Raw genomic sequence first — 25,752 nt, forward strand, 5'->3', positions numbered from 1 at the left:
TCGCAGCACGCCGCGCCTCCCGCCCCCGTCGAACGCGCTTTCGCAATCGTTTGGAAAGTCATGCAGATTCGCGACCTCCCCTACTCCGACCCCGGCGACCCGGACGTCCGGTCGGGCTTCCGACTGCTCCTGTGGCTGGGCCGCCGCCAGCTCGGCGGCCAGCTCAAGGCGCTGGGCTGGGGCGTGCTGCACCTCGCCTCGATCGCGTCCTTCCCCGCCGTCGCCGGCTTGGCGGTGAACGCCGCCGTGGACCGCTCGGGCACCGGGCTCGCCCAAGCCGGCGCGGCGATGCTGGCCCTCACCCTGGCCGTGACCGTCGGCGACACGATGCTGCACCGGGTCGCCGTCAGCAACTGGATCACCGCCGCCGCACGCATCCAGCAGCTGCTCGCCCGCCGCACCGCCGCCCTCGGCGCCACCCTCACCCGCCGCGTCGCGGCCGGAGAAGTGGTCGCGGTTTCAACCGGAGACATCGAGCGCATCGGCTGGTGTGTCGAAGCGGTCTCCCGCTTCAGTGCCGCCCTGCTGACCACGCTGGGCGTCTGCGCCGCCCTGGTGGTCTACCAGCCGCAACTGGGGCTCCTCGCCTGCGCCGGCATGGTGGCCCTGGCCCTGACCGTGCTGCCGCTCCTCCCCCGAGCGACCCGGCGGGCCGACGCGCAACGGGAGAAAGCCGGACGCGCGACCGAACTCGCCGCCGACACCGTCGCCGGCCTGCGGGTCCTGCGCGGCATCGGAGGCGAGGATCTCTTCCTCGCCCGGTACCGCCACGCGTCACAGGAGGTGCGGCGGGCTGCCGTGCGGACGGCACGCATGTGGTCGGTCATCGAAGCCCTCCAAGTCGCCCTGCCGGGACTGCTGCTGATCGCGGTGGTGTGGTACGGCGCCGGGCTGGCGGTGGACGGTCGTATCGCTGTCGGCGAGCTGGTCATGGTCTACGGCGCCATCAGCTTCCTGCTCATGCCGCTCCAGCTCTTCGGCGAGTTCGCGATGTCGTACTCCTTCTCCCGCCCCTCGGCCGCGCGCGCGGCGCGGGTCCTGGCGCTGCGGCGGTCGGACCGTGGAGACAGCTTTGCGCGCCGCCGAAACGATCGCGAGAGCCACCCGGGCATCGGGCCCGAGGCACCCGGCGTTCGGGGCGGCGGCGCGGGCGCCCCTGGCGACCCCGGCCCGGGCCGCCCGGAGGGGTTGTACGACCCGGTCACCGGGCTGCACGCGCCGCCCGGACAGCTCACCGCCGTGGTCTGCGGCGACCCGGACGCGGCCGGACACCTCGCGGAGCGGCTGGGCGGCCACCCGGCGTCCGCAGCCGGTGACGACACCGACGAACGCGAGGGGGAACCGCCGCCCGGCAGCACGTCCGTCCTGCTCGACGGCGTGCCCCTGGACCGCATGGCACTGGAGCGGGCGCGCACCGCCATACTCGTCCAGGACAAGGACCCGGTACTGCTCTCCGGGACCCTCACCGACCTCTTCGACGTGCCTTCCTCCGGCGCCGTGGACCCCGCCAGGGCTCTGGCTGCCGCCCAGTGCGGCGACGTGCTCGACGCCCTGATCCAGGGCAGCCCGGACGCGGAGGGCGACGCGATGCGGGCCCGGATCACCGAGCGAGGACGCTCGCTGTCGGGCGGCCAGCGGCAGCGGCTCGCCCTCGCCCGCTCGCTGCTCACCGACCCGCCCGTGCTGGTTCTCGACGAGCCCACGTCGGCTGTCGACTCGCACACCGAAGCGCGGATCGCCCGGGAGCTCGGGCGGCTCAGGTCCGGCCGGACGACCGTGGTCCTCTCCTCCAGCCCGCTGCTGCTCGACCGCGCCGACCGCGTCGTCTTCCTGCACGAAGAGAAGGCCGCCGCGACCGGAACGCACCGGGATCTCCTGCGCACCCACGCCACGTACCGAGCCGTCGTCAGCCGCGAACCGGATGCCCCCGGCTCCCCGGGCCCGGAGCCTGTTCGGTTGCACGCTCCGGCAGCGAACGGCGCCTCGTCACGTAGCAGTGAGCCGACTGGGGGCGGCGCGACAGCCGCGAGCACCGCAACGACCGAGAACACCCCGCCAGGGGAAAGCAGCGCGTCGGCGAGGCGTGCCCACACCGAGGAGGTCGAGTCCGCGTGAGCGTCCGGAGCATCACCTCGGAGGGGACGGCCAGGCCGGCACCTGCCTCGCCGCGCAGCCGGCGGTTCGGCGTGCCTGCACCCGCCCACGACCCGTCGGCGCCCGAGGACGTCACGATTCTGCCTGTCGGATCTCCCGCGACTGTGCGGTCCTATGTGCGCGCTTTGCTGGGGCGTCACCGTCGCGCCTTCGTCCTGCTCGTCACGGTGAACAGCATCGCCGTCATCGCCTCGATGGCCGGGCCGCAGCTGCTGGGCGGGGTGGTCGACGACGTGGCCACCGAAGAGCGCGACCTGCACTTGGTCCGCGTCACCCTCCTGTTCGCCCTCGCGCTCCTGGTGCAGACGGTCTTCACCCAGCAGGTGCGGCTGCGAGGCGCGATGCTGGGCGAGGAGATGCTCGCGGACCTGCGCGAGGACTTCCTCGTCCGCTCGGTGGCGCTGCCGCCCAGCGTCCTGGAGCGGGCCGGGACGGGCGACCTCCTCTCCCGGATCACCACCGACATCGACCGGCTGGCCGACGCCATGCGCAAGGCCGTACCCGAACTGGCCGTGGGACTGGTATGGACGGCCCTGTTGATCGGTGCTCTGTGCCTGACGGCGCCCCCTTTGGCCCCGGCAGTACTGATCGCGCTTCCCGTACTGCTGGTCGGCTGCCGGTGGTACTTCCGCAGGGCGCCGCACGCCTACCGGGCCGAGGCAGCGGGTTACGCGGCCGTCGCTGCGGCACTGGCAGAAACCGTGGACGCGGGACGCACCGTGGAGGCACACAGGCTGGGTGCGCGCCGGGTGGCCCTCTCCGAGCGGCGGGTCGGAGAATGGACAGCCTGGGAGCGCCGGACTTTGTGGCTGCGCACCATCCTCTTCCCCGTCGTCAACCTCAGCAACATGCTGATCATCGGCGGCGTGCTGCTGCTCGGCGGGGCCTTCGTCGTGGAGGGCTGGATCAGCGTGGGCCAGCTGACGACCGGGGCGCTGCTGACGCAGATGCTGGTCGAGCCGGTGAGCATGATCCTGCGCTGGTACGACGAGCTCCAGGTCGCCCAGGTCTCGCTGGCACGGCTCGTCGGAGTCCGGGAGATCGAGCCGGACAGCGGTGTGGGCGGCCTCGTCCCCCGGGGGAGGGACGTGCGCGCGCGGCAGGTGCGGTTCGGCTACCTGGCCGATGTCGACGTGTTGCGCGGCATCACGCTCGACGTCGCCCCCGGCAGCCGGGTGGCACTCGTGGGTCCGTCCGGAGCGGGCAAGTCCACACTTGGGCGGCTGCTGGCGGGCATCTACGGCCCACGCCGGGGAGAGGTCACTCTGGGTGGGAAGCGGCTGATCGACATGCGCGCGGAGGACGTCCGTCGCCATGTGGCGCTCGTCAACCAGGAGCACCATGTCTTCGTCGGTACCCTGCGCGACAACCTGCTGTTGGCCAGCCCGGACGCCGGCGATACCGAGTTGCGGTCCGCGCTGGCCGCCGTGGGGGCGGACGGCTGGGCCACCGCGTTGCCGAACGGGCTCGACAGTGAGGTCGGGTCGGGTGGCATGACGATCACTCCGGCGCAGGCCCAGCAGATCGCGTTGGCCCGTCTGGTACTGGCCGACCCGCACACGCTGGTGCTCGACGAGGCGACGTCCCTGCTGGATCCCCGCGCCGCGCGGCACCTGGAACGATCCTTGGGGCAGGTTCTCGCGGGCCGCACGGTGGTGGCGATCGCCCACCGTCTGCACACGGCACACGACGCGGACGTCATCGCGGTGGTCGAGAACGGCCGCGTCAGCGAACTGGGCAGCCACGAGGATCTGGTGGCGGCCGACGGTGCCTACGCGGCGCTCTGGCGCTCGTGGCACGGATGAGGTGACGCGGCGCGAGCCCGTACCGGGTCGGGTCACTCGCGGCACGGGTGGCCTGGCCCGACGCGGACCTGTGGCGAATCGGTTCAGGTTCCTATGAAACCGAGGGCGACCAGACTGCCCGCTCCTCCGAGCACCATGAACGCAGGCATCAGAACGGCGTTCTCGATCCAGGCCCCGGCGCGGAAGCGCATGAACCGGGGGGTGCCCAGCGGATACCACCTCTTGCCCGCTATCGGGATCGGCCACAGGACCGGGCAGCCGGAGACCGTCAGAGCGTCCCCGATGTTGTGAACCAGCGCACCGAGCGCGATCGGTACACCCATCCACAGGTACTCCTGGCCGTCGCCGGTGAACAACCAGTCGGCTCCGTTCCCCGGCTCCTCCAGCAGACCCGCCAGGATCCAGGCGCAGGCGGCTCCCAGGAGCCACACCAGGACGTCGCTGGAGACCCGGGCCATCCGCCACAGCAGGCCTTCGACGGCGAGCACGACATGGATGAAAAGGATAACCAGCACGGCCCAGCGGCCCCAGACGGCAGCCGCCGCCGAAAAGCCGGCGCCTATGAACAGCGCCCACGGCCACGTGTGAGTGAGGGTGCGATGTCCTCCTGAACGGTGACGCTCCCCGCGGCAACGGGTGCCGTTGTAGACGGCCGTGGACAGCTTGTCGATCACTCCGCACAGAAGGTGGGAGAGGGGGCCGAAGGCCCGGGAGATGGTCGCGGACTTCTGGTCGAGATCCGGTGCCAGAGCAGCCCCGGCGCACAGCAGAGTGCCGACGAGCACCACCAGCCACGGCATCGGGTGGTCGAGTGCGGCCGCAGCGGCTCCCACACCGAGCCAGGCAGTTGCCCCCGACAGCGAGTGCGCCGGTCCCATCATGCGTATCCCCGCCCTGTTCTGTGCGTCGCGTCCCTCGCGGCCCCGCGGCCGGGACTGGGCCCCGCGCCCCCGCGCTGTTCTTCTCCGGACCTGGTGCCCGGCTCTCCACCCGGTCTGACGCCCGGTCGGCCACACAGCGTAGCGCTCGATGATCACCCGGAACCCACCGGTTCCCTGATCGGCGGAGGCAGGGGGCAGTATGGGGGGCGTGACAGCCACCCTTATCGACCAGATGCCGAGCGACGCCGATCCCGATGCCCTCTTCGAGTCCTTCTCCGGGTGGGCGGAAGAGCGGGGCATCTCGCTCTATCCCGCCCAGGAAGAAGCGCTGATCGAGGTGGTTTCCGGGGCGAACGTGATCTTGTCGACGCCGACCGGGTCCGGCAAGAGCCTGGTCGCGGCGGGGGCTCACTTCGCGGCGCTCGCCCACGACAAGGTCACTTTCTACACCGCCCCGATCAAGGCGCTGGTGTCGGAGAAGTTCTTCGATCTGTGCAAGCTCTTCGGCACCGAGAACGTCGGCATGCTCACCGGCGACGCCTCCGTCAACGCGGATGCCCCGGTGATCTGCTGCACCGCCGAGGTGCTCGCCTCGATCGCCCTGCGCGACGGCGCGGACGCCGACATCGGGCAGGTCGTGATGGACGAGTTCCACTTCTACGCCGAGCCCGACCGGGGGTGGGCCTGGCAGATTCCGCTGTTGGAGCTGCCGCAGGCCCAGTTCGTCCTGATGTCGGCCACACTGGGCGATGTCACCCGTTTCGAGAAGGATCTCACCCGCCGCACCGGCCGTCCGACCGCTGTGGTGCGGTCCGCGACCCGGCCGGTGCCGCTGAGCTACGACTACCGCTCCACGTCCCTGACGGAGACGCTGACCGAGCTGCTGGAGACGCGACAAGCACCCGTCTACATCGTGCACTTCACCCAGGCGCAGGCGGTGGAGCGGGCGCAGGCGCTCACGAGTATCAACATGTCGACCCGGGCGGAGAAGGACGAGATCGCCAAGGTCATCGGCAATTTCCGCTTCACCACGAAGTTCGGCCGCAATCTGTCCCGCTATGTGCGGCACGGCATCGGTGTGCACCACGCCGGGATGCTGCCCAAGTACCGGAGGCTGGTGGAGCGGCTGGCGCAGGCAGGATTGCTGAAGGTGATCTGCGGCACGGACACCCTCGGTGTCGGCGTCAACGTGCCCATCAGAACGGTGCTGTTCACCGCGCTGACCAAGTACGACGGCAGTCGGGTGCGCACTCTGCGCGCCCGCGAGTTCCATCAGATCGCCGGCCGGGCCGGGCGCGCCGGTTTCGACACCTCGGGCTACGTCGTCGCGCAGGCCCCTGAACACGTGGTCGAGAACGAGAAGGCGCTGGCGAAGGCAGGCGACGATCCGAAGAAGCGTCGCAAGGTCGTCCGCAAGAAGGCCCCGGAGGGCTTCGTCAACTGGAGTCAGCAGACCTTCGAGAAGCTGATCGCGTCCGATCCCGAGCCTCTCAACTCCCGCTTCCGAGTGACGCATGCGATGTTGCTGTCGGTGATCGCGCGTCCCGGCGACGCCTTCACGCAGATGCGCCGGCTTCTGGAGGACAACCACGAGGACCGCCGCTCCCAGCTGAGGCACATCCGGCGGGCCATCGCCATCTACCGTTCGCTGCTGGACGGCGGGATTGTCGAACGGCTGGACGAGCCGGACGCGGAGGGCAGGACCATCCGGCTGACCGTCGACCTCCAGCAGGACTTCGCCCTCAACCAGCCGCTGTCCACCTTCGCACTCGCCGCCTTCGAGCTGCTCGATCCGGAGTCGCCCTCCTACGCGCTCGACATGGTCTCCGTCGTGGAGTCGACCCTCGACGATCCCCGCCAGATCCTCGCCGCGCAGATGAACAAGGCCAAGGGCGAGGCGGTGGCGCAGATGAAGGCCGACGGCATCGAGTACGAGGAGCGGATGGAGCGGCTGATGGAGATCGGCTACCCGCAACCGCTGGAAGAACTGCTTTTCCACGCCTACGGCCTCTACCGCAAGTCCCACCCCTGGGTCGGCGACCACCCGCTCTCGCCCAAGTCGGTCATCCGTGACATGTACGAACGCGCGATGACCTTCAGCGAGTTCGTCTCCTTCTACGAGCTCGCCCGCACTGAGGGGATCGTGCTGCGCTACCTGGCGAGCGCTTACAAGGCCCTCGAGCACACCGTCCCGGACGATCTGAAGTCGGAGGATTTCCAGGACATCATCGAATGGCTCGGGGAGATGGTCCGGCAGGTCGACTCCAGCCTGCTGGACGAATGGGAGCAGCTGGCCAACCCGGAGGACGAAACGGCGGAGGAGGCCCAGGACCGGGCCGACCAGGTCAAGCCCGTCACGGCGAACCCCCGGGCCTTCCGCGTGCTGGTACGCAACGCGATGTTCCGCAGAGTGGAGCTGGCGGCGCTCGACAGGTTCGCCGAACTGGGCGAGATGGACGCCGACGCCGGCTGGGACGAAGACGCCTGGGGCGAGGCGATGGATGCCTACTGGGACGAGTACGACGAGCTGGGCACGGGGCCTGACGCCCGGGGACCGCGGTTGCTGCGGATCGAGGAAGTGCCCGAGGACAGGCTGTGGCGTGTGCGGCAGACATTCGCCGACCCCCGCGGGGACCATGACTGGGGCGTCTCGGCCGAGGTCGATCTCGTCGCCTCCGACGAGGAGGGGCGTGCGGTGGTCAAGGTGACCGATGTCGGCCCGATGTGAGCACGGCGAGCACTGAGCCGATCGAGACGGCGTCCTTGGACACGAGAAGGGAACGCGAGAGATGACCGGGCCGAGCCCAGCGGAACGCCTTGTCGACCTGCTGAACCTGGAGGAGATCGACCTCAACATCTTCCGGGGCCGCAGCCCCCACGAGTCCCTCCAGCGGGTCTTCGGCGGACAGGTGGCCGGACAGGCCCTGGTGGCAGCCGGGCGCACGGTGGGCGACGAGCGGCCCGTGCATTCACTCCACGCGTACTTCCTGCGTCCCGGCATTCCGGGCGTACCCATCGTGTACCAGGTGGAGCGGGTGCGGGACGGGCGTTCCTTCACCACCCGCCGCGTGGTCGCCGTACAGCGCGGACGCACGATCTTCAATCTCACCGCCTCCTTTCATGTGCGGGAGCCCGGATTCGAGCATCAACTGCCGATGCCCGACGTGCCGGATCCTGAGAGCCTGCCGAGGCTCGCGGACGAGATCCAGGCGCACCTCGGCTCACTTCCGGTGCCGCTGGAGCGCATGGCGCGCCGTCAGGCGTTCGACCTGCGCTATGTGGAACGGCTGCGCTGGACCCCTTCCGAGCTCGAGGGTGTCGAGCCCCGTAGTGCCGTATGGATGCGGGCGATCGGGTCGCTGGGGGACGACCCTCTCGTGCACACGTGCGCGCTGACCTACGCCAGCGATATGACGCTTCTCGACGCCGTGCGGCTTCCCGTCGAGCCGCTGTGGGGTGCGCGGAACTTCGACACGGCGTCTCTCGACCACGCCATGTGGTTCCACCGGCCGTTCCGCGCCGACGAGTGGTTCCTCTACGAACAGGAGTCCCCCATCGCGACGGGAGCGCGAGGGCTTGCCCGGGGCCAGATCTATGACCGCGAGGGCAAGTTGATCGTCTCCGTCATGCAGGAAGGGCTGTTCCGCCCGCACCGCACCGACGCGGACGAGGCCGCCTCCGGTCTGGGCGGCTCGTAGCTCTCTGCCAGCGCGCTGCTGGCCGCGGCCCGCCGGCGCTCCCCACCGGGCCGGACATGTCGGCTCCCGGGCTGCCGTCGGTCAGTCGGCCGGCCGGATGGCGGACTTCGGCTTGCGGCGCCTCAGCAGCGACCAACGCTTTCGAGGCACGGGCCCGGACGCTGCGGGCGGCGTCAGTGGCCGCGGCGTGGCCGGGTCGGGCCGATGGTCTCCGCGCGGGCTCCGGCGGAAGGCGCCGGGCTCCGCCCGCCCGGTCGTATCGGCAAGGGCTCCGTCGAGTGCCGGGACGCCCGATGGCGCACATGCGGCCGCCCTGGCACTTTCCAGTTCGGCCTCCAGCATCAGCCGGTGCCAGCGCACCTCTTCCTCCCCTTCGGCCAGACAGAGCTTCTCCAGCATGTCCTGCGTGGCCACTGACTCACTGCGCACCTTCAGCAGACCGGGCCGCAACCGCCTCAGCTCGGCCCGCTCGCCGGGATCGGGCACGACTTCGGCGAGGGCATCCTCGCCGAGCACGCTCGCCCTGGCTGCGGCACGCTCCCCTGCGGTTTCCGCCTGCCTGGCCAGCTGCGCCACCCGCCGCGCTCGCCAACTCGGAGCACGGTGATCGGCGCCGGCGTCCAGCGCGGCTCGCATACCCGCCGGCAGGCGCCCCGCCAGCAGCGACGGGGAGTTCTCCGCGAATTCCCGCAGCTCGTCCGCTCGGTAGAGCCAGACCACCGCTCGGTAGCGATGCACGTAGAGGGCGACCGGCCTGAAACAGCCTGCCCTGGCGAGGCGGGCGAAGCGCGAAGCGCTGATGTCCAGCAGTTCGGATGCCTCGCGCGCCCCCATGACGCGCAGCCTCTCCCGCAGACCGCCGGGGAAATCCGGCACCGCTTTGAGCCTCTCCAACTCCTCCCGCGGCACCCTTCGTGGCCGGCCGGGCGGCCCCGGCACGGTGCGCACTTCCTCGAGCTGCACCGCCAGTTCGAACTCCCGCAGCCGCAGACCGAGCTCCTTGGCGGCCGTGCGCACCGCCACCCCAACCGCGGGCGGCGTCACTACGGCCCTGTTCCGTGCCACGCCGACCGCGGGTGGGAAGAGTGCCGCCGAACGGCGCCCGGCAGACTTCTCACGCATCTCGTCATCCCCCGTCGTTGCTCACGTTCCTTGCGTGAAAACGACGATAGCCCGACTGCGCCGTTGCCGCCCGGCCTGTGGATAACTTTATGAAACCGCAGGTCAGTGGCTATTTCGAACAGCGAGCCCGAGGTGTTCGCCGACGCGGTTGACCAACAGGGTCATCTCATAGGCGACCTGCCCGACGTCGGCCTCGGCACCGGCGAGGACGCACAGACAGCTGCCGTCACCCGCGGCCGTCACGAACAGCACGCCCTCGTCGAACTCGATCATCGTCTGGCGTACCCGCCCTGCCTTGAAGTGCTGGCCACTCCCCTTGGCCAAGCTGTGCAACCCGGAGGAGACCGCGGCCAAATGCTCAGCGTCCTCCCGGTCGAGTTCCTGGCTGCTGCCCGTCACGAGCCCGTCCGTGGAGAGGACCAACGCGTGCCGGACCGAGGAGATCCGCTTCGTCAGGTCGTCCAACAACCAGTCAAGTCCCGTGTTCAGTGCCACCCCGCGCCCCCTTTTCCTCGGCATCCGCCGTGCCACCCTTACCCATGAGAGCACCGTCAGCAACCATGAGGTTCTGTTTCGTCGCGCACAGTTACACCCCTGTCGCTTCAGTCACACAGGTATCACCGTTCGGGACACGCAACGCTGCGTTTCTCCTCCGGAACCGAGAACGAAGGGCGGGCGTGCGGCTTGAAGGCGAGGCTGGGACGGGAAGATGTGAGGATGAGACACGACTCGGCTGACGACCGTGCCGCGGTTCGGGAGTTCTTCACCGAACGCGCCGCACGTTGGGACACCCGGTTCCCCGACGACGGTCCCGCCTACGCCGCGGCCGTCGCCGAGATGGGGCTGCGCCCCGGCGACGCCGTCCTGGACGCCGGGTGCGGCACCGGACGGGCCCTGCCGGCGCTCCGAACCGAGGTGGGGGCGTCGGGAGCGGTACTCGGCGCCGATCTCACCCCGGCGATGCTGGAGGAAGCGGTGCGCGCCGGCCGGCAGTCGGCCGCCACCGCCCTGCTGCTTGCGGACGTGGCCCGGTTGCCCTTGCGGGACGGCTGTCTCGACGCGGTGTTCGGTGCCGGCCTCATCTCCCATCTCCCGGGCCCCGACAGCGGGCTCAGCGAGCTGGCCCGTGTCGTGCGCCCGCAGGGGCGCCTGGCACTCTTCCACCCGTTGGGGCGCGCGGCGCTGGCAGCCCGTCAGGGGCGGCAGGTCACCCCGCAGGACATCCGCGCCGAACCGCGCCTGCGACCCCTGCTGTCGGCCACCGGCTGGCGACTGCTCTCGTACGTGGACGAGGACGAACGGTATCTCGTCCTGGCGGAAAGGGAGCCGGTGTGATCCGCCGTTGACGCGCGCCTGCGCTGCTTCGACGCCAGGGCACAAAGTGTGGGGAGGTTCCAGCCAACGCGGGAGAGGCTCGGCGGCATCAGCCCGGGGTTTCACCGTGGGCGTGCGGGGCAGGGCACACGACCGGCCCCGCGCCGCCCTTCACCGGGAAGGTACCGAGGTCGGCGACCCGGTAGCCGTCGGGATAGCCGGGATAGCTCCTGATCTCGGGGTTCTGCCGCGCGTAGTGAGGACGACGGCGCGGCGGCAGCAGCCGCACGGTGCGCGCACGCAGCCGTAGGGCGCTCCGCACCAGGCCGCGGGTGGCCGGACTCGGTCGCGGGTAGCGGAAGGCGCGGAGCAGGGAGTCGTCCAGCAGAGCCCGGCTCGCGCCTCGCACCAGGGGGCCGAGGGGCCGCGGGTACCAGGAGGCCATCAGATCGAGCGTGGCGTCGGAGACCTTGCGCCCTCCCTCGTCCCAGCCGAAGTGGGCGTCCTCGTAGTCGTCCAGGCAGCGCTCGAACTCCTCGTAGGTGCGCGGCACCTCCTTGATGCCCATGCGGTGTCCCAGCGTCCGGTAGTGCTGGGCGATCGCACGCAGTTCGTGCGCTGTCAGGCGCCGCCAGCCGAAGCGGTCGAGCCAGCGCTTGGGCATCACCACGAAGGTGCACAGCACGTAGCGCATGTCGTCGTTGGAGATGTCGTAGGCACGGTGCATCTGGTTGATCCGCCGGACGGCGCTGCGCCCGTGGGCACTGTCGAAACCGTGCTCGACCACCGCGTCCAGCAGCAGCGCCGTGTCGTCGTAGCGTTTCTGGGACCGGTCGGTGAGCTCCGCCGTCCTGGCCAGCAGGCTGCCGATGGTGGGCACGGCGTAGGTGCGGTAGAGGGCGAGCTCGAGAGCGCGCGTGATGTCCCAGGGAAACTCGTACGCCGCGATCAGCCGGTAGATCTCGTGCGCGTCCTGCTCAGGGTCGAGCCGGAGAATGTACCTGAGTCGGTCGTATCGCCCCACGTGTGCCCCTCTCCTACGGTGATGGCCTCCGTCCGGGCAAGGCCGAGTCTGTTGCGGACGCCCTCCGAAAGCTATGGTCGCCGAGACGCGGTAGGAAGGGGAGGCCGTCGGTGGCTGAGGACGAGGATTCGCTCTATGTGCTGACTGCCGTGCTGTTGACGCCGGCCCAGTTTCCGAGCGTGCTGGGTGACGACTACCCCGCGGCGTGCGGCATGTTGGGGCTGGAGCCGTTCGCCGAGGGGTACGGGCTCGTCCTGGGGCAGGACGGGGCGGGCGCACGGTGGACGGTGGTGTCCGAGGACGTGACGCAGGTGGCCTGTGCGGTGGCCGCATGGGACTGCGGTATGGAGTTCGACCTCTCTCCCGACGAACGCTACGTCGCGGGTGTACTGCGCGGGTGGCCACTGGAACTGTCCGTCTCCGCGCCGGGCGTGCCGGAGCCCCACGACCCGAGCCCGGAACCGGCGGCGGAGAGGGACGGAGCTGTTCTCCGTCCGCCCGACACCTCCCAGTGGGGTCCCGCTCAGCGACGGCTCGGGGCGGACGAGATCGCACTTCAGTGGGCGCAGTGGCGGGCTCAGGTAGCCGAGGACGTCGAGTTCGTGGAGACGGGAGCGGATCCGGATCCACACGTGCGGCGCGTTCTGGAGGAGGTGCGTGGCTACGTGGACACGCCACCGCCGCCCGGGCGGATACGGTCGGCGTTCGCCTCGGGCGAGGCGCGCACGTTGCGCGCTGACGGGCCGGGGTGGAGCGTCGTGGCCCGCACGGACGACATCGCTTTCGTGCTGCTGGACGAGGCTCCGGGGGAAGTGCGCCCGGTCGGCCGGGGTGACGAGTTGCCGGACCTCCTGTCCGCTCTCGACGGCATCGCCGTGCGCCCCGCCGCCTAGGCAGCCAGGCACCGCCGCCTGGGCAGACAGACACCGACCGCCAGGCGTCGGCCCCAGCATCGCTGCGGAGCCGGACACCGGGTGGCGGGCCGTCTCCCGGCCGCCGGATCTACCGTCCCAGTTCTTTACGGCTGACTCTGCGCAGCCTGCGCCGCTGCGAGGGGTCCAGCGCCAGATAGGCGACAGCAGGTACGCCCACTATCACCAACAGCGCGATCCAGAACGACGTCAGCCACCACAGGAGCAGCCCTACGGCCACTCCGCCCACGGCGACCTTGGCTCGGTTGGTCATGGTGATCCCTCCTCCGCACCGGCGGCGCTTCACCGCGATCGTGCACACGATGCCGCCTCTCATTCCATTGAACGCCATTCGGGCCGAACAGGTTCCCTCCCGTCGCCGCTGCCGCCCGAGGCAGCCGCTTCGTCGTCCGGCTCCGGATGAGGTACCCTCGGCCGCCCCTTTGCTAGTCAAATTTGAGGAGTGCATCAGCACTGTGGCAGAGACCCTGGCAAGCCCGTCCTCGCTCCCACGGCTCACCCACTGCGTGGCCGTGTTCTTGCCGGCCGATCCACCCCGCCGCTCCCATGTGGCGTTCTGGCATGCGGATGGCGTTCCGCCCCGCAGCCCAGCCGCTGGGGAAGACGGCCCTTCGCACCCTCAGGAGCCGGCGAACCTGACCGTGGTGGTCCCGGAGGGCTCCGATGTCACCACGCAGAACATGCCCGCGCTCTTTCTCCCTGTGCACAAGGCCCTCCCCGTCCTCACCCGCGCCTATGCCGCACGCCAGGAGGACGGCGTCGACGGTGCGGCGGCCTTCTGGGGCGCGGCCGCACTGCACGCTCTCCGGCTGGTCGCCCAAGGACGCGTACTGCCGGGACTGAGCCCTGCCGGGTACGACGCATGGCGACTCGGCCCCCTCACCGCAGACGACGCGTCCGCCGTCGCGGAACTGGTGGCCGCCATGCCACCGTCCGCCCATGCCGTGCCGCTCCCCGGAGACGGACCCCTCCGTATCCCCGCCCCTGAACCCTTGGTGCGGGCGTTCCTCGACGCCGTGGCCGACGGCCTTCCCCGCACCCCGTCGGCACCGCTGGCCGCGGGGACGAGCGTCTTCACCGGGGACGCACCGACCGCTGTCCCCGAGCTGCGTGCGTGGGCGTCCGAGATGACCGCGAGTATCGACGCGCTCGTCCGGCTCTCCCTGCGGGTCGAGATCGACGGCATGCCGGCCTCCTCCGGAACGACCGCGTCCAGCGCCCGCCCCTCCTTCCGCGGAGTGCTGCAAGTGCGTTCGTCGGCCGACAGTGCCGCCGTCGCGGACGCAGCCGAGGTGTGGGCGGGCACGTCGCAGACGGCACGGCGATTCGGGCCGCAAGCTCGTACCCAGGTGCTGCTCACCCTGCGCCGCGCGGCGGCGGCCTGGGAGGCACTCACTCCGCTGCTGTCGGCGGCGGTACCCGACACGATCGAGCTGGCCGAGGAGGAGGTCGCCGAACTGCTGGGGGCCCGGGTGCCGCAGGCCTTGGCGGCAGTCGGCGTACAGGTGCACTGGCCGCGTGACCTCGCCCGCTCCCTGACGTCCCGCGCGGTGATCGGCCCCGACGACGAGGCGGACGGGCTAGCCGCAGGCGGACAGTGGCGCCAGGGTTCCGGGCTTCCCTCCGTGCTGTCCCCCGACGCACTGCTCCGTTTCGACTGGCGATTCGCCGTCGGCGACCAGGAAGTCACCCGGGACGAGCTCGACCAGCTCGCCGAAAGCGGCCGTCCCTTGGTGCGGTTGCGCGACCAGTGGATCCTCATTGATCCGGAGCAGGTACGCGCGGCGCGGCGACGCGAGGACCGCAAGGTCGGCACGCTGGAGGCGCTCGACGCCGTCCTCACCGGCACGACGGAACACGGCGGTCAGCAGCTCGAGGTGGAGGCCACGGGGTGGCTGGAGACGCTGCGGGAACGGCTGTCCGACCCCGAGCGGCGCGAGGAACCTCCCCTGCCGCCTCCCGCGCGGTTGCACGCGACCCTGCGGGACTACCAACTGCGCGGGCTGGACTGGCTGCACAGGATGACCTCTCTCGGCCTCGGCGGGTGCCTGGCCGACGACATGGGCCTGGGGAAGACACTCACCCTCATCGCGCTCCACCTGCGTCGTCAGGAATCTCCGGAGACGTCCGGGCCGACACTCGTGGTCTGCCCGGCCTCTCTGCTGGGTAACTGGCAGCGGGAGGTCGAACGGTTCGCCCCTGCCACCCCCGTGCGCCGCTACCACGGTCAGGGGCGCTCGGTGGAGGGCCTCGCCGAGGACGAGTTCGTGCTCACCACGTACGGCACCATGCGCTTGGACGCGGCTTCGCTGACGCCCGGTGAGGGCCAGGCGTGGGGCATGGTCGCGGCAGACGAGGCCCAGCACGTGAAGAACCCGTTCGCCGCCACGGCCAAGGCGCTGCGGAGACTGCCCACGCGAGCCAGAGTGGCGCTGACGGGCACCCCGGTCGAGAACAACCTCTCGGAGCTGTGGTCGGTGCTCGACTGGACCACGCCGGGGCTTCTGGGCCGCCTGGGGACCTTCCGCAGGCGCTACGCGGACGCCGCCGAGGAGGGGGATCCGGTGGCGGCCGAACGTCTGGCACGGCTCGTGAGGCCTTTCCTGCTGCGCCGCCACAAGACCGACCCGGGCATCGCTCCGGAGCTACCCGCCAAGACGGAGACCGACCGGGCGGTCGCGCTGACCACCGAACAGGCCGGACTGTACGAAGCCGTGGTCCGGGAGAGCCTTGAGGCCTTGCGCGGCACAGACGGCTTCGAGCGGCGCGGGCTCGTGGTCAAACTGCTGACCTCGCTCAAACAGATCTGCAACCACCCTGTGCAGTATCTCAAGGAAGAGGAAGGCGGGCTGCCGGGTCGCTCGGGAAAACTGGAACTGCTGGACGAACTGCTCGATACGCTGCTCGCGGAGGAGGCGAGCGTGCTGGTCTTCACGCAGTACGTACACATGGCCCGCCTGCTGGAGCGCCATCTGGCCGCCCGCGGGGTGGCCACCCAGTGTCTGCACGGTGGCACGCCCGTGGCGCGGCGCGAGGAGATGGTGCGCCGCTTCCAGGACGGCGCCGCACCGGTTTTCCTGCTCTCGCTGAAGGCCGCGGGAACGGGGCTCAATCTGACCCGGGCCAGCCATGTCATCCACTACGACCGCTGGTGGAACCCCGCGGTCGAGGCGCAGGCGACCGACCGCGCCTATCGCATCGGCCAGACCCAGCCCGTGCAGGTCCACCGGCTCGTCACCGAAGGCACCATCGAGGACCGCATCGCCGAGATGCTGCGCCGCAAGCAGGCGCTGGCCGACGCGGTGCTCGGTTCGGGAGAGGCCGCGTTGACCGAGCTGACCGACGCCGAGCTCGCCGACCTGGTGGAGCTGCGAAAGGGGAGCGTTGAACACGTACGACCGTGAGCCGGAGGAGGAGCGCGTGTCCGGGGAAGACCTGTCCGTCGGTTTCGGGTACACCGACGGTTTCGGGTACACCGACGGCTTCGGGCACGAGGAGGACGAACCCGCCCGCGGGCGCGGCTCCGGCGACGAAGACGGCCGTGCCGCGGGGAGGGAGCGCGTCTTCTCTCCGCTGCCGCCCGCCCAGGGACGTGGTTTCGCCCGCACGTGGTGGGGACAGACCTGGCTGAAGGCGCTGGAGGACACCGCCCTGGACGGTCAACAGCTCAAAAGGGGCCGCCGGCTCGCCCGGGAGGGGGCGGTGGGCGCCGTCTCGGTGCGCCCGGGCCGCATCACAGCGGTGGTACGCGGCGCCGACCGGGCACCGTGCCGGGCGGACGTCCTGTTGCGCGAGCTGGACGAGTCCGAATGGGACCGCCTGTTGGACGTGATCGTCGAACAGGCGGGGCACATCGCCGCTCTGCTGGACCGGGACATGCCTCCCCGGCTGGTGGAGGACGCCGCCGACGCGGGGCTCGAACTACTGCCCGGCATCGGTGACCTGGACCCGGAGTGCACCTGCGAGGCCTGGGACCACTGTCCGCACACCGCGGCGCTCAGCTACCAGATGGCGCGCCTGCTGGACGAGGATCCGTTCGCCCTGCTGTTGCTGCGCGGGAGGGGAGAGCGGGAGCTGGTGGACGCCCTGCAGACACGCAGTTCCACCCGGGCCGCGGTGACGTCGAAGGAGGCGGAAACGGATGCAGCTGGAGCCGCGCTCGAAGGGGTCGACGCTGCTGAGGCGTTCGCCCTCGGAGCCGTACTGCCGCCGCTGCCGACCGGGCCCGCGCCGGTGCCCGAGCCCGGACGGGTCGCCGTCCTGACGGGCGCCTCTTCCGACGCGCCGGGGCTGGATCTGGACGCGCTCGGCTTCCTCGTCTCGGACGCCGGCGCGAGAGCCCGCCGGATGCTCACGGAGGCCCGGTCCCCGGGGCACGCCGACAGCCCGCTTCCGCGTCCGCTCACGCAGTGGCAGGACGCCGCACGGCTGGCAGCGTCCCGCCCCGGCCATGAGATCACCGCCCGCCTCGCCACGGGGTGCGGGCGCAGCGAGGAAGGGCTGGCGAGAGCCGCGGCGGCCTGGTCGTTCGGGGGCGCGGAGGCCTTGGCCGTCCTGGACGAGGAGTGGTCTCCCGCGACCGGGGTGCTCAGGCGCGCGCAGCAGCAACTGGACGCCGCTGTGGCCGAGGGCGAATCGCCCTGCGCGCTGCGGGGCACAGGGACGCGCTGGAGCGCCGAGGGGACGGACGCGCAGCTGCGTCTCGGACCGGACGGCCGGTGGTGGCCGTACCGCAGGCGGCAGGGGCGGTGGTGGCCCGTCGGGGGGCCGGAACGGAATCCGGCCGAAGCGCTGACGACAGCGCTGGCGGAGGACGGGGAAGCGGCCGCGGACGGGAGCTGAACACGTGTGTGCCGCCGCCTCGTCGTTGCGAGACGGCGGCACACACGTTGGGGGGTGTCTCAGGCCAGCCCTTCCAGCACCGGGAGGTATCCGCCGGACTGCCCGGCCGCTGTGGGGTGGTAGGACTCGTCCACGGGCAGCGTGACGCTGTGCAGCCACTCGTCGCCCGAGCAGATCTCGTGACCGGCGAAGGCGGGCCGCACATCACCGAAGCTGTAGCCGTGGTCGGCGGCGCGCTTGGCGGTGACGTCGTTCAGGTCGTCGGACGCCGCGTTGACGGCCGCACGGGACTTCTCGCTGATGCCCACGCTGCACTCGCCGTCGAGCTTGTACATGTGCGGGTAGCCCAGCACCACGACCTTGGCCGAAGGGGCCTTGTCGCTGATGGCGTCGTAGACGGCGTCGAGCTTGCCGGGGAGCGTGGTGGCGATGTAGTCGCGGGCCTGCTGCACGCGGTCCAGGCAGGCGCTCTCGCCCTGGGTGACGCAGGTGGTCATGGTGTCGCCGAAGCCCGCGTCGTTGCCGCCGATGCTGATGCTCACCAGGCCGGTGGAGGCGTTGAGGGGGCCGAGCTGACCGGCGAGCACGTCATCGGTGACCGCGCCCGAGCAGGCGGTGAAGTCGAAGGAGGAGGGGGAGTTGGCGGTGCGCCAGAGTTGGGGGTAGGCGTTGGCGCTCCGTTTGCAGTCGCTCCCGTCGTAGTCCCCGGCGCCCACTCCTGCGGAGTAGGAGTCACCGAGGGCCACGTAACCGGTGGCGGCGCTCTCGGCCGATGCGGAGGCCGCACCGGTGAGGGACGACAATCCTAGGAAGACGGCGACGGCGGTGGCCGTGGACGCCCATCTGCGCAGCTTCATGGGACCTCTCATGGATGGCACGGAAGGAACAGCTGTCACATCAGACGCAGCGGTTTTACCCAGCGCCAGACGCGTCCATGCCACGCACGGATCCCCAACTGCAGTGCGCAGCAGTTGTGTTGGTGCGCGAGGGGGCGCGCGACCGCGCCCCCTCACGCCAGCGGCTTGTTGAGTTTCTGGTCCTTGCCCGCCGTCAGACTGCAGGTCACGTAGTCGAATCCGTTGCCCACGTTCTTCGCCTTCGGATACGAGATGAGCGTGCCGCCCACGGTGCCGCCCGGCTGCTTGGCCGCCTTGTCCCGGAGGGAGGAACGGCACAGCGAATCGGCTTTCTGCCGCACCGCGTCATCGGTGCCGTAGTCACCGGTGATCTTCTTTCGGCTGACGACCTCCGCGTCGTGCGGGCTGTCGCATTCCCTGGTCTCGACCGCGCCTTCACGCTCCTTCGAGCGGTCGTAGCAGTCGCCTTCCTGAAGCAGGAAGGACGGAAGCGGCACGTCGCTGGCCCCTTCGTCCGGCTCCTCGGACGGAGGATCGTCATCTTCACCCGGGGTCGGGAAGTCCGTTGCGTCTCCGTCGTCCGGGCTCTCGGTCGGGTCCTGCGGCTCTTCCTCCGGGACCGAAGGCGACTGCGAAGCAGAGGGTTTGCCGTCGGCCGTCTTTCCCTTGTCCGAGTCGCCGCCTGTCAGGTAGACGACGGACGCCGTGATGAGCGCGAGCGCGACGACGGCCGCCGCGACGATCGCGGCAATGGCCCGCCCCTTGTTGCGCCCCGGAGGCGGAGGAGGTGGCCAGCCACCGGGGACAGGCGGTCCGAACCCGCCGGATCCGGGCGGCCCGAAACCGGACGGTGGCTGCGCGGGAGGCGGCGGGCCGCCCGACGGCGGCTGACTAGGTGGTGGCGGCATCGTCATGACACGCCACTCTGTCATGCGGCACTCACCCTAGGCGATCTGATAACCCGACAGGCATGCCGCGACCGTGCCGGGTGGGAGAGAAAGAACAGAGTCCATCGCAAACCGAGGAGACGCATGAGCACTTCCTGGTCGTCCGGTCCGCACTGTTCGTCCGTCCCTCCGCCCGTGCCCTACTACGAAGACGTCTCCCCTTCGACCGGCTGTCTGCCACCGCGCGCGTGGGTGCCCGATTCCACCGCGCGCAGGATGACGCTGTCGGGAGGGAAGTGGAAGTTCCGCCTCTCCCCCACCGCTGTGCAGCACACCGGAGCATTCGCCGCCCCCGACTACGACGACACCGGGTGGAGCGAGCTGCCCGTGCCCTCCCACTGGGTGCTGCACGGGCACGGCTCACCGGCGTACACGAACGTGCGCTATCCCTTCCCCGTCGACCCGCCGCACGTACCCGACGAGAACCCCACCGGCGACCACCGGCACCTCTTCGCCCTGCCCGACGGGTGGCCGCTGCCGTCCCTGCACAGCGACGGCACAAGGGAGGAAGCCGCGCGCGCCACCGGAGAGACTCTGCTGCGCTTCGAGGGCGTGGAATCCTGTGCGCGAGTGTGGCTGAACGGGCACGAACTCGGCAGCTTCCAGGGTTCTCGGCTGCCGCACGAGTTCGCCGTCGGACACGTGCTGCGGCCGGGAAACAACCTCCTGGCCGTGCGGGTGCACCAGTGGTCCGCGGGAAGTTACCTGGAGGACCAGGACATGTGGTGGCTGCCCGGCATCTTCCGCGACGTGAGCCTGGTGCACCGGCCGAGCGGCGGCCTGGTGGACCACGCTGTGCACGCGGACTACGACCACACCACAGGGCGCGGCACCCTGCGCGTGGTGTCCGACCCGCCCGGAAGGGTCACCGTGCCGGAGCTCGGCCTGGACCTGCGTTCGGGCCAGAGCGGGAGCGCGCAGGTCGAGCCGTGGACGGCCGAGACACCGCGCCTCTACGACGCCGAACTCGCCGTCGGTGAGGAACGGATCGCCCTGCGGGTCGGCTTTCGTACCGTCACCGTCGAGGACGGACTCTTCAAGGTCAACGGCCGCAGAGTCCTGCTGCGCGGCGTCAACCGGCACGAGTTCCACCCTGGGACCGGCCGCGCCGTCGACCTGGAGACGGCACGGCACGACCTGGAGCTGATGAAACAGCACAACATCAACGCCGTCCGCACCAGTCACTACCCTCCGCACCCCGCCTTCCTCGACCTGTGCGACGAACTGGGCATGTGGGTGGTGGACGAGTGCGACCTGGAGACGCACGGTTTCCTCGCCCTGTCCGACGTGCGCAACCCGGTCGACGACGAACGGTGGACACCCGCCCTGCTCGACAGGGCGGCCAGGATGGTGGAACGGGACAAGAATCACCCCTCCGTCGTCGTCTGGTCCCTGGGCAACGAGTGCTCGGGCGGCTCCGGGCTGACGGCGATGGCCCGCTGGATCCGGCAACGGGATCCCTCTCGCCCACTGCACTACGAGGGAGACCACGCCTATCCCGACAGCGACTTCCACTCCCGGATGTACGCCTCCCACGCGGAGGTCGAGCTCGCCGGGCGGGGCGAGACGCCGTCCACGGGCTCAGCACAGCAGGACGCTCGTCGTGACACTCTTCCGTTCCTCCTGTGCGAGTACGCGCACGCCATGGGGAACGGGCCGGGCGGACTGAGCGAGTACCAGCGCCTCTTCGAGACCTACGAACGCTGCCAGGGCGGGTTCGTGTGGGAGTGGATCGACCACGGACTCGCCCATCGCACCGCGGACGGCCGATCCTGCTTCGCCTACGGAGGCGACTTCGGCGAGCAGGTGCACGACCGCAACTTCGTCTGTGACGGCCTGGTCTTCCCCGACCGGACGCCGTCGCCGGGGCTGGTCGAGTACAAGAAGGTCATCGAACCCGTACGGATCCGCGGCGGGTCGGCGCCGGGGAACGTGCTGATCACGAACTTGTACGACTTCTCCGACCTCGCCCACCTCGCTTTCGCGTGGAGCTACGAGATCGAAGGGGAGCAGATCAGCGGAGGCATGCTGCCGCACCCCGAAGCACCCATCCTCCCCGGGGAGTCGACGGAGCTCCCGCTCCCCGCCGCCCCGGAAACCGGGCGGGCGGGCGAGGCCTGGTGGACCGTGCGTGCCGTCCTGGCCCACGAGACCACCTGGGCGCCACGCGGCCATCCCGTCGCCTGGGGACAGCTGCCCGCCGCCGCGCCGCGCAGGCCCACGGCCGACACCGTCCCCTCGGTTCCCGCGGTGCCCCGTCGGCTCGAGGAGTCCGAAGACCCGCAGACGCAGGCGCCGCCTGCCGGACGCATCCGGCAGGGGCCGGGAGTCTTCGCCTCCGACAGCGGCGCGCTGCTGCGCCTGGGCGGCATCCCGCTGACCGGCCCGCGGCTGGACGTGTGGCGGGCGACCACGGACAACGACGACGGGGCCACCTTCCAGGCAGAGCCTGGCGCGGGACCGCTGTGGCGCCGGCACGGCCTGCATCGCATGCGGCACCGCACCGAGGCCGTGGAGCTCACCCAGGACGCTCTCGTCGTCCGCTCACGGGTCGCCCCCGCGGCCTCCTCGCTGGGTCTGCGCACCGTCTACCGCTGGACGGGCACGCTCGACCGGTTGCGGCTCACGGTGACGGTCACGCCGGAGGGCACGTGGGACTGCCCGCTGCCCCGGCTGGGCGTGCGCCTGGGGCTGCCGGCCGCCTACGGCAGCGCGACCTGGTTCGGTGGCGGCCCGGGTGAGGGCTACCCGGACACGTCGGCTGCCGCCCGTATCGGCCGGTGGAACAGCACCGTGGACGGGCTGCAGACGCCCTACGTACGCCCGCAGGAGAACGGTGCGCGTCCCTACGTCCGTTGGGTCGAACTCAGGCGCGGGCCCGCGGGAGGGGGCCTGCGCGTCGAGGCGGACGGCGGGACGTGCTGGTTCACAGCGCGCCGCTGGACGAGCGAGCACCTGGACGCCGCACAGCACACCACGGACCTGGTCCCCGGCCAGACCGTATGGGTCAACCTCGACCACGGTATGCACGGCATCGGGTCCCAGTCGTGCGGGCCGGGAGTACTCGCCCAACATCAGCTGACGGTGGCACCCGCTCGCTTCTCCTTCACCTTCTGTGAGGTGACCGCGACGGGAGAGAGCTGACGAGAGCCGCTTCGGCGGCTCTCACTTGACGCCGACACCCGCGTAGGCCATGTACCGGGGCAGCGCGTCGGCGCCCGGCAACGCACCGTCCGGGCGCCACAGCGGCACCTGTACCAGGCCGGGGTCGAGCAGGTCGAACCCCGCGAAGAAGGGCAGCACTTCCTCGTAGCTGCGGATGCGGGCGCTGACCGTGGACTCGCTGTTGTACACGCCGGTGGCCTTGTTGACGGCCGAGCCGCCTCCGAAGTCCGGAGAGCCGTGGCTCAGGATCAGAGCGCTGCCCGCGGGCAGCGACTCGGTCAGCGACGCGACGATGCCGGCGGGGTCCTCGTCGTCCCTGAGGAAGTGCAGGACGGCGAGGAGCATCAGCGCGACAGGCTGCTCGAAGTCGATGAGCTGCCGGGTGACGGGATGGTCCAGGATGCCCTTGGGGTCGCGGATGTCCGCCAGCACGAAACCGGCGTCGCCGGAGTGCGTCAGCTTCGCGTCGGCGTAGGTCGCGACGATCGGGTCGTTGTCCGCGTAGACCACCCGCACGTCGGGACGGACGTCGCGGGCGATCTCATGGGTGTTCGGTGAGGTCGGGATGCCGGTACCGACATCGATGATCTGCCGGATGCCGTGCTCGGCCACGACGGTGCGGACAGCTCGGTGCATGAAGTCGCGGTTGCCCCGTGCGGTCTCCCGGATCCCCGGGAGGGCGTCCAGCACGCGCTGGGCCGCGCGCTGGTCGGCCTCGTAGTTGTCCTTGCCCCCCAGGTAGTAGTCGTACATCCGGGCCGGATGCGGGGTGGTGGTGTCTATCAGCTCCGGGCTGAATCCGGCGTCGGACACGCTCTTCTCCGTCTCGCTCTGTTCCGCTGACTCGTGCTTCTTCGCTGAGTTCCGCTTCCGTGCGGGCTTCCGCTTCTTCCGTGCGGGCTTCCGCCTCTGTGCGGGTTTTCGCTTCCGTACGGGCTTCCGTTCCCATGCGAGTGCGTACTTCCCTCGTCGCGGGCCGGCTGCGGCCCGCTGGTGTCTATCAGCTCCGGGCTGGACTCTGACTCCGGCACGCTCTTCCTCCCCCTCGTCGCGCGGGCCTCGGCCGCTGGCGGGGTCCCGGTCGCGAGGGCTCGTCGTCGCCGTCGGTCTCGGTCTCTCGCGGAGGGCCGGAGGTCAGGCCACCAGGAAGTCGGCTTCCCCCGCCTTCGCCGCCTGGATGAACCCGGAGATGTCACTGCGACTGCAGATGAGCGCGGGACCGTCGGGATCGGTGGACTGGCGCAGCGCCACCCGCCCGTCCGCGAGCTCCAGCGCTTCCACACAGCTGCCTCCGTTCCCCCCGCTCCAGGGCTTGCGCCAGCCCTCGCTGCCGAGGTGTGCCGCGGGCATCCCGTTGTAGATACGACCCATGGTTCAGATCTCCTTGCGCAGGGCACTCAGGACCGCCCGGGTCCGCGCCACCGGCACGGCCTGGGCACTCATCCGGTCCACGGCCTCGAGGAACATGCTGACGTCGTCCCGCTGGTCGAAGTAGACAGCGCCTACCAGGCTCTCGGCACACACCATGTCGGGCAGCTCGTCGAGGGGGAACCGGAAAAGGTGGAAGGGGCCGTACATGGCCGGGTGCGGGCCCGCGCTGAAGGGCATGATCTGCAGCGCGACGTTCGGCCTTTCGATGGCTCTGAGAAGGTGGTCGATCTGTTCGCGCATCACCTCGGGCCCCCCGAGGGGGCGCCGCAGGACCGTCTCGTCGATCACACTCCACAGCAGCGGCGGGTCCGTCTGGCGGGTCAGAACCGTCTGGCGCTCCATGCGCAGTGCCACACCGCGCTTGATCTCGCCTTCCGGAGCGTGCGGCATACCGGCGCGCAGGACGGCTCGGGCGTAGCTTTCGGTCTGCAGGAGGCCGGGGACGTAGTGCGGCTCGTAGGAGCGGATGACCTCGGACTCGCTCTCCAGGCTCACGAAGACGCTGAACCACTCGGGCAGCACGTCGCGGTAGCGGTGCCACCAGCCGGGCTGGTTGGCCTCGCGGGCGAGCGAGACGAAGCCGTCTATCTCCTCCTGCTCGGTCACCCCGTAGGTGCGCAGCAGTTTCTCCACGTAGGGGACTTTGAGGCCGACCTCGGCCTTCTCCATCCGGCGGATGGTGGCGTGGGTGACGTCGAGGGCTCTTCCGGCCTGCTCGAAGGTCACTCCCGCGCGCTCCCGCAGGTGCTGCAGCCTCTTGCCCAGCACCACACGCAGCACGGTGGGCGCTCCGCCGCCCGTCCGTGAGTCCGCCACAGCCGCTCCCCTCCAACTGACGTCGTCACGAGGAAGTTTGGCATGTGCCCGCCCGCATGCACACCCTGTCATCCGCACTTCTGCAATTAACAGATTGATCCTTGCCATACGCGAGTGACGAACCGCATAGTGGAGCCGTGGCTGCCCCCCATGACGCCCTGCCCTTAAACCACCGGCCGAACGGCTTGCCGACGACCCGTCCGCTGCGCGACGCGTTCCACCTGCCGGCGCGGGACACCTCCGTCGCCGTCGCCCGCGCCCGTGTCCTGGAGAGACTGCGGGAGTGGTACGTCGACGACGAATCGAGTGCCGACGCCCAGCTGCTGATGTCAGAGCTGTTCACCAACGCGGTGCGCCACACGGACAGCGAGAAGGTCAGCTGCGAGCTGTGGGTGATCGGAGTGCGCCTACGCCTCGAGGTCACGGACGAAGGCGGAGCCGGCTCGGCGGCGCGCGTCGAGCGCGCGGTCGTTCCCCGGCCAGGGGACGACGAGGGCGAGAGCGGAAGGGGTCTGCTGCTGGTGAGCGTGCTCGCCGACGACTGGGGAATACGCAAGGCCCAGGCGGGCGGCTCCGACATGGTGACCGGACACGCGGTCTGGGCCGAACTGGAATGTCACAGGACACAGAGCTGACCTCACGGCGCCCGGCCGCTTTCCCCTGCGGCACGTTCCCGCACGGCACGCACCGCTGACACAGCCCGTGAGCGATGGCAGGATGCACGGCACTTACCGGCCATGATCGGGCTCTATTGCCGACCTGTC

20 protein-coding genes are annotated in these 25,752 nt (G+C 70.5%); 10 read left to right on the forward strand and 10 right to left on the reverse strand.

The window, feature by feature from the left end; translation table 11 throughout:
- The first annotated feature begins 60 nt into the window (after positions 1-60).
- Positions 61-2,115: an ABC transporter transmembrane domain-containing protein gene (locus AB8Z75_RS04540; RefSeq protein WP_369200039.1), complete on the forward strand. Its 2,055-nt coding sequence runs from the start codon at positions 61-63 to the stop codon at positions 2,113-2,115.
- A gap of 71 nt (positions 2,116-2,186) precedes the next feature.
- Positions 2,187-3,959, forward strand: a complete 1,773-nt coding sequence (locus AB8Z75_RS04545) for an ABC transporter ATP-binding protein (protein WP_369200064.1) — start codon at positions 2,187-2,189, stop codon at positions 3,957-3,959.
- Positions 3,960-4,042: 83 nt separating this feature from the next.
- Here AB8Z75_RS04545 and AB8Z75_RS04550 read toward each other — a convergent pair whose 3' ends face one another.
- Positions 4,043-4,840, reverse strand: coding sequence for a metal-dependent hydrolase (locus AB8Z75_RS04550; protein WP_369200040.1), 798 nt, complete (start codon positions 4,838-4,840; stop codon positions 4,043-4,045).
- A 199-nt stretch (positions 4,841-5,039) separates the two neighbouring features.
- On the opposite strand from AB8Z75_RS04550, the gene AB8Z75_RS04555 reads away from it, so the two are divergent.
- On the forward strand, positions 5,040-7,568 hold the full coding sequence (locus AB8Z75_RS04555; RefSeq protein WP_369200041.1) for a DEAD/DEAH box helicase: 2,529 nt from the start codon (positions 5,040-5,042) through the stop codon (positions 7,566-7,568).
- A 61-nt stretch (positions 7,569-7,629) separates the two neighbouring features.
- The gene (tesB, locus tag AB8Z75_RS04560) at positions 7,630-8,538 is read left to right on the forward strand and encodes an acyl-CoA thioesterase II (protein ID WP_369200042.1); all 909 of its coding nucleotides are present in this window, start codon (positions 7,630-7,632) and stop codon (positions 8,536-8,538) included.
- Between the two features lie 81 nt (positions 8,539-8,619).
- Here the strand turns inward: tesB and AB8Z75_RS04565 are convergent, their stop codons facing one another.
- The gene (locus AB8Z75_RS04565) at positions 8,620-9,660 is read right to left on the reverse strand and encodes a DUF6397 family protein (protein WP_369200043.1); all 1,041 of its coding nucleotides are present in this window, start codon (positions 9,658-9,660) and stop codon (positions 8,620-8,622) included.
- A gap of 102 nt (positions 9,661-9,762) precedes the next feature.
- Positions 9,763-10,155 carry a roadblock/LC7 domain-containing protein gene (locus AB8Z75_RS04570; protein ID WP_369200044.1) on the reverse strand — a complete coding sequence of 131 codons (393 nt, stop codon included), beginning with the start codon at positions 10,153-10,155 and terminating at the stop codon, positions 9,763-9,765.
- 222 nt (positions 10,156-10,377) lie between these two features.
- Between AB8Z75_RS04570 and AB8Z75_RS04575 the strand changes: the two genes are divergently transcribed.
- On the forward strand, positions 10,378-10,995 hold the full coding sequence (locus tag AB8Z75_RS04575) for a class I SAM-dependent methyltransferase (RefSeq protein WP_369200045.1): 618 nt from the start codon (positions 10,378-10,380) through the stop codon (positions 10,993-10,995).
- An 88-nt stretch (positions 10,996-11,083) separates the two neighbouring features.
- Here the strand turns inward: AB8Z75_RS04575 and AB8Z75_RS04580 are convergent, their stop codons facing one another.
- Complete coding sequence (locus AB8Z75_RS04580) at positions 11,084-11,998, reverse strand: oxygenase MpaB family protein (RefSeq protein WP_369200046.1); 915 nt, start codon at positions 11,996-11,998, stop codon at positions 11,084-11,086.
- Between the two features lie 110 nt (positions 11,999-12,108).
- Here AB8Z75_RS04580 and AB8Z75_RS04585 point away from each other — a divergent pair, with 110 nt between their 5' ends.
- Positions 12,109-12,891 (forward strand): hypothetical protein, encoded by a 783-nt coding sequence (locus AB8Z75_RS04585; protein ID WP_369200047.1) that lies wholly within the window; start codon positions 12,109-12,111, stop codon positions 12,889-12,891.
- 109 nt (positions 12,892-13,000) lie between these two features.
- Here the strand turns inward: AB8Z75_RS04585 and AB8Z75_RS04590 are convergent, their stop codons facing one another.
- Positions 13,001-13,183, reverse strand: a complete 183-nt coding sequence (locus AB8Z75_RS04590) for a hypothetical protein (RefSeq protein WP_369200048.1) — start codon at positions 13,181-13,183, stop codon at positions 13,001-13,003.
- A gap of 391 nt (positions 13,184-13,574) precedes the next feature.
- Here AB8Z75_RS04590 and AB8Z75_RS04595 point away from each other — a divergent pair, with 391 nt between their 5' ends.
- Together AB8Z75_RS04595 and AB8Z75_RS04600 are read left to right on the forward strand one after the other, a co-directional pair.
- The gene (locus AB8Z75_RS04595; RefSeq protein WP_369200049.1) at positions 13,575-16,334 is read left to right on the forward strand and encodes a DEAD/DEAH box helicase; all 2,760 of its coding nucleotides are present in this window, start codon (positions 13,575-13,577) and stop codon (positions 16,332-16,334) included.
- Positions 16,335-16,503: 169 nt separating this feature from the next.
- Positions 16,504-17,772: an SWF or SNF family helicase gene (locus AB8Z75_RS04600; protein ID WP_369200065.1), complete on the forward strand. Its 1,269-nt coding sequence runs from the start codon at positions 16,504-16,506 to the stop codon at positions 17,770-17,772.
- A 59-nt stretch (positions 17,773-17,831) separates the two neighbouring features.
- On the opposite strand, the gene AB8Z75_RS04605 is transcribed toward AB8Z75_RS04600, so the two are convergent.
- Both AB8Z75_RS04605 and AB8Z75_RS04610 read right to left on the reverse strand, forming a co-directional pair.
- Positions 17,832-18,629 (reverse strand): SGNH/GDSL hydrolase family protein, encoded by a 798-nt coding sequence (locus AB8Z75_RS04605; protein WP_369200050.1) that lies wholly within the window; start codon positions 18,627-18,629, stop codon positions 17,832-17,834.
- Positions 18,630-18,781: 152 nt separating this feature from the next.
- Entirely contained in the window at positions 18,782-19,561 is a 780-nt protein-coding gene (locus tag AB8Z75_RS04610) for a hypothetical protein (protein ID WP_369200051.1), read from the reverse strand.
- Positions 19,562-19,660: 99 nt separating this feature from the next.
- On the opposite strand from AB8Z75_RS04610, the gene AB8Z75_RS04615 reads away from it, so the two are divergent.
- A complete protein-coding gene (locus tag AB8Z75_RS04615; RefSeq protein ID WP_369200052.1) occupies positions 19,661-22,720 on the forward strand; it encodes a glycoside hydrolase family 2 TIM barrel-domain containing protein in 3,060 nt (1,019 codons plus the stop codon).
- A 21-nt stretch (positions 22,721-22,741) separates the two neighbouring features.
- On the opposite strand, the gene AB8Z75_RS04620 is transcribed toward AB8Z75_RS04615, so the two are convergent.
- The 3 genes from AB8Z75_RS04620 to AB8Z75_RS04630 form a co-directional block, all read right to left on the reverse strand.
- Complete coding sequence (locus AB8Z75_RS04620) at positions 22,742-23,554, reverse strand: SAM-dependent methyltransferase (protein ID WP_369200053.1); 813 nt, start codon at positions 23,552-23,554, stop codon at positions 22,742-22,744.
- A gap of 321 nt (positions 23,555-23,875) precedes the next feature.
- A complete protein-coding gene (locus AB8Z75_RS04625; protein ID WP_114014881.1) occupies positions 23,876-24,112 on the reverse strand; it encodes a DUF397 domain-containing protein in 237 nt (78 codons plus the stop codon).
- A gap of 3 nt (positions 24,113-24,115) precedes the next feature.
- On the reverse strand, positions 24,116-24,988 hold the full coding sequence (locus AB8Z75_RS04630) for a helix-turn-helix domain-containing protein (protein ID WP_369200054.1): 873 nt from the start codon (positions 24,986-24,988) through the stop codon (positions 24,116-24,118).
- A 185-nt stretch (positions 24,989-25,173) separates the two neighbouring features.
- On the opposite strand from AB8Z75_RS04630, the gene AB8Z75_RS04635 reads away from it, so the two are divergent.
- A complete protein-coding gene (locus AB8Z75_RS04635) occupies positions 25,174-25,623 on the forward strand; it encodes an ATP-binding protein (RefSeq protein ID WP_369200055.1) in 450 nt (149 codons plus the stop codon).
- Positions 25,624-25,752: the final 129 nt, after the last annotated feature.

This window comes from Streptomyces sp. PU-14G (genome assembly GCF_041028275.1).
GTDB lineage: Bacteria > Actinomycetota > Actinomycetes > Streptomycetales > Streptomycetaceae > Streptomyces.

Excerpts from the sequence above, each read along its gene's own strand:
- AB8Z75_RS04540 (WP_369200039.1), top strand. The coding sequence starts at position 61 with ATGCAGATTCGCGACCTCCCCTACTCCGACCCCGGCGACCCGGACGTC.
- AB8Z75_RS04550 (WP_369200040.1), bottom strand. The coding sequence starts at position 4,840 with ATGATGGGACCGGCGCACTCGCTGTCGGGGGCAACTGCCTGGCTCGGT.
- AB8Z75_RS04555 (WP_369200041.1), top strand. The coding sequence starts at position 5,040 with ATGGGGGGCGTGACAGCCACCCTTATCGACCAGATGCCGAGCGACGCC.
- tesB (WP_369200042.1), top strand. The coding sequence starts at position 7,630 with ATGACCGGGCCGAGCCCAGCGGAACGCCTTGTCGACCTGCTGAACCTG.
- AB8Z75_RS04565 (WP_369200043.1), bottom strand. The coding sequence starts at position 9,660 with ATGCGTGAGAAGTCTGCCGGGCGCCGTTCGGCGGCACTCTTCCCACCC.
- AB8Z75_RS04575 (WP_369200045.1), top strand. The coding sequence starts at position 10,378 with ATGAGACACGACTCGGCTGACGACCGTGCCGCGGTTCGGGAGTTCTTC.
- AB8Z75_RS04590 (WP_369200048.1), bottom strand. The coding sequence starts at position 13,183 with ATGACCAACCGAGCCAAGGTCGCCGTGGGCGGAGTGGCCGTAGGGCTG.
- AB8Z75_RS04605 (WP_369200050.1), bottom strand. The coding sequence starts at position 18,629 with ATGAAGCTGCGCAGATGGGCGTCCACGGCCACCGCCGTCGCCGTCTTC.
- AB8Z75_RS04610 (WP_369200051.1), bottom strand. The coding sequence starts at position 19,561 with ATGACAGAGTGGCGTGTCATGACGATGCCGCCACCACCTAGTCAGCCG.
- AB8Z75_RS04615 (WP_369200052.1), top strand. The coding sequence starts at position 19,661 with ATGAGCACTTCCTGGTCGTCCGGTCCGCACTGTTCGTCCGTCCCTCCG.
- AB8Z75_RS04625 (WP_114014881.1), bottom strand. The coding sequence starts at position 24,112 with ATGGGTCGTATCTACAACGGGATGCCCGCGGCACACCTCGGCAGCGAG.